The sequence below is a fragment of the uncultured Salinicola sp. genome (genome assembly GCF_937921195.1).
Lineage (GTDB): Bacteria > Pseudomonadota > Gammaproteobacteria > Pseudomonadales > Halomonadaceae > Salinicola.
This window is the reverse complement of the sequence record NZ_CALFQK010000164.1, coordinates 1-7,288: the sequence shown is the minus strand read 5'-3', so window position 1 is coordinate 7,288 and position 7,288 is coordinate 1. Positions and strand designations below refer to the sequence as shown.

The window sequence follows — 7,288 nt, the reverse complement described above, 5'->3', positions numbered from 1 at the left end:
GTGGTACCGGCCGACTTCGCCGGCACCAGTCTCGGTGAACTGCTCGCGCTGGGGTTCGTCAACTACAACGACGGCAATACCAACGCGAGCCTCCTGCTGAAGAGCAACTTCGGCAGCGAATTCCGCAGCATGAGCCATTTCCCGCGCCAGGGTTTCACCAATGAAGTGGGGCAGGTTCTGGACGCGGTGGCCAGGGGGCTGGGATTCACGGTGGTGTCGCGCCCGGTGCTGGAAACCTCTCCATGGCAGCGCCAGGTCAAGGAGGTCACGCTGTCGAAACCGGTCTATGAAACGTTGCATCTGGTATCGCGAACGGACGTCGAACTGCCCAAGCGTTACCGCCAGTTGCTGGAGTCCTTTCGCCAGCAGCGGCTCAATTCGCTTTATGGCTATAGTGAACTGCCCGCCATGGAACCCAACTAGGGGCCGTCTGAAAACTGCCCGTGCTTGTCCATACGGCGTTAAAATCAGTCTCACTGAACCATATCTGTCCATTCCGGAACGACAACGGCCGCTCGATGAGCGGCCGTTGTCGTCGGGTCCTCTCCACGCTTCAGAGAGCCTCTCGATAGGCCTCGATCGGTGGGCAGCTGCAGATCAGGTTGCGGTCACCGAAGACGTTGTCGACCCGATTAACCGCCGGCCAATATTTGGCTTCGCGCACGGCATCGGTCGGGAACGCCGCCCGCTCCCGGGAGTAGGGGCGATTCCAGTTCTCCTCGGTGACGTCCGCCATGGTGTGCGGTGCCAATACCAGAGGGTTGGCGTCCTTCGGCCATTCGCCGGATTCGACCCTGGCGATCTCTTCACGAATCGCGATCATCGCGTCGCAGAAGCGATCGATCTCATAGCGCGACTCGGATTCGGTGGGCTCCACCATCAGCGTACCCGCCACCGGGAACGACATCGTCGGGGCGTGGAAGCCGTAGTCCATCAGGCGCTTGGCAATGTCTTCCTCGCTGATGCCGGAGGCGGCCTTGAGCGGTCGCACATCGAGAATGCACTCGTGCGCCACCGTGCCGTTGGCACCCTGGTAGAGAACCGGGTAGTGCGCTTCCAGGCGCTTGGCGATGTAGTTGGCATTGAGAATGGCCAGCTCGGTCGCTTCGCGCAGGCCGCGAGCCCCCATCATCTTGATGTAGGCCCATGAGATCGGCAGGATCGAGGCGCTGCCGAAGGCTGCCGCCGACACCGCGCTGGAACCCGTCTCGATGCCTTCCTGCGGGGTCATGACATGATTGGGCAGGTGGGGCGCCAGGTGTGCCTTGACGCCGATCGGACCCATGCCGGGGCCGCCGCCGCCATGAGGAATGCAGAAGGTCTTGTGCAGGTTGAGGTGCGAGACGTCACCGCCGTAGTCACCGGGACGGCAGAGCCCGACCTGGGCGTTCATGTTGGCCCCGTCGATGTAGACCTGCCCGCCGTTGTCGTGGACGACCCGGCAGGCGTCACGAATGTTCTCCTCGAACACGCCGTGGGTCGATGGGTAGGTGAGCATGATCGCCGACAGATTGGCGCTGTGTTTCGTCGCCTTGGCTTCGAGGTCCGCCATGTCGATATTGCCATCGCGATCGCACTCGACGACGACCACCTTCATCTGGGCCATGGCCGCTGAGGCAGGGTTGGTGCCGTGCGCTGAGCTCGGGATCAGGCAGATATCGCGGTGGCCCTCGCTCACGGCGGCCTGATACCGCCGAATCGCGACCAGGCCCGCGTATTCGCCCTGGGCGCCGGAGTTCGGCTGCATCGATATGCTGTCGTAGCCGGTGATCTCGATCAGGAAATCGCTCAGCTCGGTGATCATCTGACGGTAGCCGGTCGCTTGCGCCGCGGGGGCGAAAGGATGGATGTTGGCAAATTCGGGCCAGGTGATCGGTATCATCTCGCTGGTGGCGTTCAGCTTCATGGTGCAGGAACCCAGCGGAATCATCGCGTGGGCCAGCGAGAGATCGCGGTTTTCCAGGCGCTTGAGGTAGCGCAGCATCTCGGTCTCGCTGCGGAAACGCTGGAAGTTGGGATGTTGTAGAAAGTCGCTCTGGCGGCGGTAGGCAGCGGGGATTCCGCTGGCGCTTCGTTCCACGGCCTGATGGTCGAGCTCGCTGACGGAGAGGCCGTGCTCCTCGCCGATCAGCACATCGAAGAGTTCCGCCAGATCGGCGGCGGTGGTGGTCTCGTTGAGGCTGACCCCGACTTCACCGTCGGCGGGATAGCGCAGGTTGATCTCGCGGGTCAGCGCGCGGCCCTGGATCCGGTGGCTGTCGACACCGGACAGCGTCAGCGTGTCGAACCAGCTGTCGTGCTTGAGTGCGATTCCATGCTGCTTCAGGCCCAGCGCGAGCAGGGTCGTGAGGCGGTGAATGCGGCCGGCGATGGTCTGCAGCCCCTCGGCACCATGATAGGTCGCATAGAAGCCGGCGATATTCGCCAGTAGCGCCTGCGCGGTGCAGATGTTGGAGGTCGCCTTCTCGCGACGGATGTGCTGCTCGCGGGTCTGCATCGCCATGCGCAGCGCCGGGCGTCCGCGGCTGTCCTTGGAAACGCCGATCACCCGGCCGGGCAAAGAGCGCTTGAGGCCCTCGCTGGCGGCGAAGAACGCCGCGTGGGGGCCGCCATAGCCCATCGGGACACCGAAACGCTGCGAGTTGCCCAGCACGATATCCACGCCCATGGCGCCGGGCTCCTTCAGCATGACCAGGCTCATCAGGTCCGCCGCGACGCAGGTCATGACCTGGCGCGAGCGTGCCTCGGCGACGATGTTTTCGATATCGCCGACCTCACCGTCGACACCGGGGTACTGCAGCAGCGCACCGAAGACGTCCTCCTGTGCAAGCTGGCTCGCGGGTGCCACGACCAGTTCGAATCCGAGATAGGCCGCCCGGGTGCGGAGCACATCCAGGGTCTGGGGCAGCACGCTGTCGGAGACGAAGAAACGCTGGCTCTTCTGCTTCTTGTTGGCGCGCCGGCAGAGCGCCATGGCTTCCGCCGCCGCCGTGGCCTCATCGAGTAGCGATGCGTTGGCGATCGCCATGCCGGTCAGATCCATCACCATCTGCTGGAAATTGAGCAGCCCCTCCAGGCGACCTTGGGCAATCTCGGGCTGGTACGGCGTATAGGCCGTGTACCAACCGGGATTTTCCAGCACGTTGCGCTGAATGACAGCCGGCAGGTGCGTCGGGTAGTACCCCTGACCGATGTAACTCTTGAAAACCTTGTTCTGGCGAGCCAGACCCCGCAGATAATCCAACGCCTCCGATTCGCCGCGCGGGCCGTCCAGATCCAGTTCGCCGTCGAGCCGGATTCCCTTGGGAATGGTGCGGTCGATCAGCGTCTCCAGCGATGGCATGTCGAGTGCTTTGAGCATCTCGACGACATCGAGAGGATTCGGGCCGTTGTGACGCTGAATGAAATCTGCGTGATTGGCCAGGTCAGTCAGGGGGCGAGTCTCGGTGGGCATGATCTATCCGGCGAGGTTGGCGGAAAAGGGCGGCCGTTCGACGTTGGTGGCGGCGAACGGCCGAGCTGGTAAGGATGAGGCGGCGATCAGTCGTCCTGATCTTCCTCGGCGGCAACCAGTTCGCGATAGGCTTCCGCCGACATCAGCGATTCCAGGTCGCCCTGGTCGGTCAATTGCAGCTTGAGAATCCAGCCGTCGCCGTAGGGGGAATCGTTGACGGTTTCCGGCGCATCCTCCAGCGACTCGTTGACTTCGACGATCTCTCCCGCCAGGGGGGAGTAGAGGTCGGACGCGGCCTTTACCGACTCGATGACGCCAAACTCGTCGCCGGCGTCCAGCTCCCGCCCGGGTTCCGGAAGTTCAACGAAGACCACGTCACCGAGGGCTTCCTGCGCATGATCCGTGATACCGACGGTCACGGTGCCATCGCCGTTATCCAGCACCCATTCGTGGCTATCGGTGTACAGCAGGTTGTTGGGGATATCGCTCATGGGAGTTTCCTATACGAAACAGTTTTCGATACGGGGAATTTTGGCGAGCATTATGCACGAATGCGAGATCGATTGGCATAGTCTCGAGCGTCTCCGGCGCAGCTTTGCGCGGATCGCGCTACTAGGTTGAGCCCAGATCCACAAAACGTCCAGTTTAAGCGGGCGATCTTCGCCGAGCCGCGGCGTACGCGCCGTCGGCGCCGGTCGTTTCATGGCCGGCCGCTGGTACGGGGCACCGCTGCGCTAGGCACGGACATCCATGATGGCCGGAGGGAGAAAAGTTTCCTATTGGAAACACCAAAGGCTTTTCGCTAAGGTGTAACGCCCCGCCACGGAAGCTGTGGCGACGGTTTCTGGATGAATGCTTTGGAATAATTGTTAACGCGTAGTTGAATCCTCTATTGTTGCCACGCTTTGACTTGTCAATGATCGATCGTGGCGACGGCTGGCCGTTCGGGCCCGTTCGACAGCAACAACAACGTGATAATGGAGGTCGACGTGGATCAACTTAATGCGGTGTTCAGTGCCATCAATGGTGTCGTCTGGGGGCCATTGATGCTGATTCTGCTGTTTGGGGTCGGTATCTATCTGCAGGTAGGGCTCAAATTGATGCCCATCCGCAAGTTGGGGCTCGGTTTCAGCCTGCTGTGGCGTGGGCGTCGCAGTGAAGCCGACAGTCGTGACGAGGGCGAGATATCACCGTTCAACGCGCTGATGACTGCGCTCTCCGCGACCATCGGTACCGGCAATATCGCGGGCGTCGCCACCGCCATTGCGCTCGGTGGCCCGGGGGCGGTGTTCTGGATGTGGCTGACGGCCCTGGTGGGGATGGCGACCAAGTTCGCCGAAGCCGTGCTGGCCGTCCGGTATCGCGAGACCGATTCCACCGGCAATCATGTCGGCGGCCCGATGTATTACATCCGTAACGGACTCGGCAAGCGGTGGGCCTGGTTGGGCGGACTGTTCGCGTTCTTTGGTGCGGTGGCGGCCTTCGGCATCGGCAATACCGTTCAATCCAATTCCGTTGCGGATGCATTGACGACCTCGTTCGGGGTACCGGCCTGGCTGACCGGCGTGATCATCATGGTGCTGGCCGGCGCGGTGATTCTGGGGGGGATCAAGCGTATCTCCCGCGTCGCCGGGAAGCTGGTGCCGTTGATGGCCGTTGCCTATTTTGCAGCCGGCGTGGTGGTCCTGGTGCTGAACGCCGACCAGATCGGTAACGCATTGGGCACGATCTTCTCCCACGCCTTCCAGCCGATTGCCGCCAGCGGTGGCTTCGCCGGCGCGGCGGTGGCGGCGGCGATCCGTTTTGGCGTCGCTCGTGGGATCTTCTCCAACGAAGCCGGCCTGGGCAGTGCGCCCATCGCCCACGCCGCGGCGCAGACGCGCAATCCGGTCCGCCAGGGTCTGATCGCCATGCTGGGCACCTTCATCGACACGCTGGTGGTCTGCACCATGACCGCGCTGGTGATCCTGACCTCGACCCACTGGCTCGATGGCGAGAGTGGCGCGGCGTTGACCTCGCTCTCCTTCGACAGCGCCTTGCCCGGTATCGGACAGCATATCGTTGCGATCGCGCTGTCGATATTCGCCTTCACCACGATTCTGGGCTGGTCGTTCTACGGCGAGAAGTGCTTCCAGTATCTGTTCGGCGATCGGACGATTCTGCTCTATCGCATACTGTTCGTGCTGGCGGTGCCGGTGGGCGCCATGGCGAAGCTGGACTTCATCTGGCTGGTGGCGGACACCTTCAATGCGATGATGGCCATCCCCAACCTGATCGCCCTGGCGCTGCTGTCGCCGGTGGTATTCAAGCTGACCCGGGATCACTTCGCCGGCAAGACGGTCCTGCCGGGAGAAGCGCTGGAAGATCACGACCCCAAAGCGTAACGTTTTTCTATCCGCCCTGATCTGGAGACATCCATGTCCGACATGAAACAGACCCCGCTGTTCGCGCTGCATCAAGAGCTCGGTGGCAAGATGGTGCCTTTCGCCGGATACAGCATGCCCGTGCAGTATCCCCTGGGTGTCAAGAAGGAGCACGAACACACGCGCCGGGCCTGTGGGCTGTTCGATGTCTCCCACATGGGCCAGGTGGCGGTGACCGGGCCCACTCCCGCGAAGGCGATGGAGACCCTGGTTACCGCCGATGTCGTCGGGCTGCCGGAGGGAGGGCAGCGCTACGCGCTGTTTACCAACAGCGAAGGTGGCATCCTGGACGACCTGATGATCGTCAATCAGGGCGACTGGCTCTACGTGGTGGTGAACGCCGCGTGCAAGGATCAGGACCTCGCCTTGATGCGCATCGGGCTCGGCGCGGATCACGATGTCGAGGTTCTGGACCGGGGGCTGCTGGCACTGCAGGGGCCCGATGCCGCCATCGTCATGCAGCGCCTCTGTCCGGCGGCTTGCGATCTGGTCTTCATGCAGCACGGGCGGTTCGAGGTCATGGGCAGCGAGATCTGGGTAAGCAGAAGCGGGTATACCGGCGAAGACGGGTTCGAGATATCGGTGCCGTCCGAGGCGAGCGAAGCGCTGGCACGCTGGTTTGTCGATCAGCCCGAGGTCGAGCCGATCGGTCTGGGGGCACGGGATTCGCTGCGCCTCGAGGCGGGGCTCTGCCTCTACGGGCACGATATCGACACCACCACCACGCCTGTCGAGGCGAGCCTCTCCTGGGCGGTGGGCAAATCCCGGCGCGTCGGGGGAGAGCGGGAAGCTGGCTTCCCGGGGGCGGACAGGGTCCTGCATCAACTGCAGGCCAAGGATCATCGCCGTCGCCGTGTCGGCTTGCTTGGAGAAGGCAGAGCGCCGGTCCGGGAGGGGGTCGAACTGTTCGACGCGGACGACCGGATGGTTGGGCAAGTCACCTCGGGCAGTTTCGGGCCCAGCGTTGGCGCGCCCGTCGCCATGGCCTACGTCGTGGTGGAAGCCGCCGAGAAAGGCACTACGCTCTACGCCGATGTCCGCGGCAAGCGACTGCCGATGGTGATCAGTCCGATGCCTTTCGTGCCAGCCAACTATTATCGCGGCTGATTCGCTTAAAAGGCGGTGTCTCTCAAGTTTATACCGTTATCTTTCATGCCTCCCGAACAGGGAGGCATTTTTGGTTTCAGCACCCCTGCGCAGTACTCCAGAGAAGCCCTAGAGGATTCGACGAAAGGTCAGGTTGATGCGAACGCCGTCGATCGAACGCGGTGCCAGCGCATGTTGCCATCGGGATTGAGCACCGGGACCCATCAGCAGGAGGCTGCCGTGCGGTAGCCAGACGTTGAAGGCGCGACGTGACCTACCCGTTTTTTCCCGAAAGCGAAGAGGGCGCTCACTGCCCATCGAAAGC

Annotated in this window: 6 protein-coding genes; 3 read left to right on the top strand and 3 right to left on the bottom strand. The window is 62.7% G+C overall.

Features of this window, described 5'->3' with window-relative positions; translation table 11 throughout:
- Positions 1–423, top strand: a 423-nt coding sequence (locus Q0602_RS18500; RefSeq protein WP_298846495.1) for a LysR substrate-binding domain-containing protein, incomplete at its 5' end; no start/stop codon positions are given.
- Between the two features lie 130 nt (positions 424–553).
- On the opposite strand, the gene gcvP is transcribed toward Q0602_RS18500, so the two are convergent.
- Together gcvP and gcvH are read right to left on the bottom strand one after the other, a co-directional pair.
- Positions 554–3,454, bottom strand: a complete 2,901-nt coding sequence (gene gcvP, locus Q0602_RS18495) for an aminomethyl-transferring glycine dehydrogenase (protein WP_298846492.1) — start codon at positions 3,452–3,454, stop codon at positions 554–556.
- Between the two features lie 86 nt (positions 3,455–3,540).
- Complete coding sequence (gene gcvH, locus Q0602_RS18490; RefSeq protein WP_295039160.1) at positions 3,541–3,945, bottom strand: glycine cleavage system protein GcvH; 405 nt, start codon at positions 3,943–3,945, stop codon at positions 3,541–3,543.
- Positions 3,946–4,443: 498 nt separating this feature from the next.
- On the opposite strand from gcvH, the gene Q0602_RS18485 reads away from it, so the two are divergent.
- Together Q0602_RS18485 and gcvT are read left to right on the top strand one after the other, a co-directional pair.
- Positions 4,444–5,838 (top strand): sodium:alanine symporter family protein, encoded by a 1,395-nt coding sequence (locus Q0602_RS18485; protein ID WP_298846488.1) that lies wholly within the window; start codon positions 4,444–4,446, stop codon positions 5,836–5,838.
- A gap of 33 nt (positions 5,839–5,871) precedes the next feature.
- Positions 5,872–6,984: a glycine cleavage system aminomethyltransferase GcvT gene (gene gcvT, locus Q0602_RS18480; RefSeq protein WP_298846482.1), complete on the top strand. Its 1,113-nt coding sequence runs from the start codon at positions 5,872–5,874 to the stop codon at positions 6,982–6,984.
- A 108-nt stretch (positions 6,985–7,092) separates the two neighbouring features.
- Here gcvT and Q0602_RS18475 read toward each other — a convergent pair.
- Positions 7,093–7,288, bottom strand: a 196-nt coding sequence (locus tag Q0602_RS18475) for an alpha-ketoglutarate-dependent dioxygenase AlkB (protein ID WP_298846478.1), incomplete at its 5' end; no start/stop codon positions are given.

Coding starts and splice junctions, on each gene's coding strand:
- gcvP (WP_298846492.1), bottom strand. CDS start 3,454: ATGCCCACCGAGACTCGCCCCCTGACTGACCTGGCCAATCACGCAGAT.
- gcvT (WP_298846482.1), top strand. CDS start 5,872: ATGTCCGACATGAAACAGACCCCGCTGTTCGCGCTGCATCAAGAGCTC.
- gcvH (WP_295039160.1), bottom strand. CDS start 3,945: ATGAGCGATATCCCCAACAACCTGCTGTACACCGATAGCCACGAATGG.